Origin of the sequence: Pseudomonas sp. Sample_10, assembly GCF_004321495.1 — a bacterium.
Lineage (GTDB): Bacteria > Pseudomonadota > Gammaproteobacteria > Pseudomonadales > Pseudomonadaceae > Aquipseudomonas.
In genome coordinates, this window is the sequence record NZ_RCOE01000086.1 from 1 (window position 1) to 1,202 (window position 1,202).

The 1,202-nt window shown below is 57.7% G+C and carries 3 protein-coding genes; 2 read left to right on the top strand and 1 reads right to left on the bottom strand.

The features are described from left to right. Positions 1 to 351 (top strand): TrkA C-terminal domain-containing protein (locus D8U18_RS29015; protein WP_277752468.1); only part of this gene is annotated, 351 nt, incomplete at its 5' end. A 173-nt stretch (positions 352 to 524) separates the two neighbouring features. Continuing rightward, complete coding sequence (locus D8U18_RS08450) at positions 525 to 842, top strand: tetratricopeptide repeat protein (RefSeq protein ID WP_056854248.1); 318 nt, start codon at positions 525 to 527, stop codon at positions 840 to 842. On the opposite strand, the gene D8U18_RS08455 is transcribed toward D8U18_RS08450, so the two are convergent. Further along, positions 833 to 1,072 (bottom strand): PilZ domain-containing protein, encoded by a 240-nt coding sequence (locus D8U18_RS08455; RefSeq protein ID WP_131107438.1) that lies wholly within the window; start codon positions 1,070 to 1,072, stop codon positions 833 to 835. The genes D8U18_RS08450 and D8U18_RS08455 overlap by 10 nt on opposite strands. Positions 1,073 to 1,202 lie beyond the last annotated feature (130 nt).

Consider the following 1,202-nt stretch of genomic DNA (forward strand, 5'->3'; position numbering starts at 1 on the left):
GACATCGACATCGCCATCAGCCCGCAACTGGCGACCATCGGCACCTTGCTGGCCCACGTGCGACGGGGCGATATCGTCAGTGTGCACTCACTGCGCCGCGGTGCGGCCGAGGCCATCGAAGCCATCGCCCATGGCGATGCAAAATCGAGCAAGGTGATCGGCAAGGCCATCGAGAACATCGGGCTGCCACCGGGTACAACGATCGGCGCGATCATCCGCGACGAAGAAGTGATCATTGCCCACGACGATACCGTGATCAAAACCGGTGACCATGTAATCCTGTTCCTTGTGGATAAAAAGCATATTCGCGATGTGGAAAAGCTGTTCCATGTAGGGTTGAGTTTCTTCTGACCCTGCTTTTTTGTGGCGAGGGAGCTTGCTCCCGCTCGGCTGCGCAGCAGTCGCAAAACCTCTGATCGCGATTTATCAGACATAGCCAGGTAGCTCTTCAGCGACCGCTTCGCGCTCGAGCGGGAGCAAGCTCCCTCGCCACAGAGATTTCTACTCTCAAAGGAAAAGTGTCCATGATCGAATCCCTGGAAAAAATGCTCGCCAAGGGTGTGGATAACTCTTTACTGCGCTTCGGCTTGGGCAAGGGTTATCTGGATCTGGGGGAGAACGCCAAGGCGGCGGAGCATTTTCAACGCTGCGTCGATTTCGACCCGAAGTATTCGGCGGCGTGGAAGCTGCTGGGCAAGGCGCATCTGGCACTTGGGGATCACGCGGCTGCGCGTCAGGCTTGGGAGAAGGGCGTGGAAGCCGCTCGCAACCATGGCGACAAGCAGGCCGAGAAGGAAATGACTGTGTTTATGAAAAAACTGGACCGAGCCGATCAGAGATAGCGCAAGCCAATCCCTTCGACATCCACCTGCACCACTTCCATGCGCACTCGCGGCGCGCCTGCGGGCAAGTCCTGCACCTGGCCATAGACCACCGCACCTTTAGGCAAGGCCGCCAGTGCCGGGTGCTTGACGTAGACACCCGTGTGCGAAAGATTGCGCGTCTGGCCCAGGCATTCGCCGAAGCTTTCGTGGGTGATCTTGATGCGAAATGATTTGCGCTGCTCGGACATCTTTTTGCGCCCTTGAAAATCGATTGTGGATAATCCAGACCTGTAGGAGCGAGGCTTGCCCGCGAAGAGGACCTCGCCTTCAATATCGTTTGTCGGCTGACAGTCGCCTTCGCGGGCAAGCCTCGCTCCT

Bases quoted from the DNA above. Each gene is read 5' to 3' on its own strand.
- D8U18_RS08455 (WP_131107438.1), bottom strand. From the start codon at position 1,072: ATGTCCGAGCAGCGCAAATCATTTCGCATCAAGATCACCCACGAAAGC.
- D8U18_RS08450 (WP_056854248.1), top strand. From the start codon at position 525: ATGATCGAATCCCTGGAAAAAATGCTCGCCAAGGGTGTGGATAACTCT.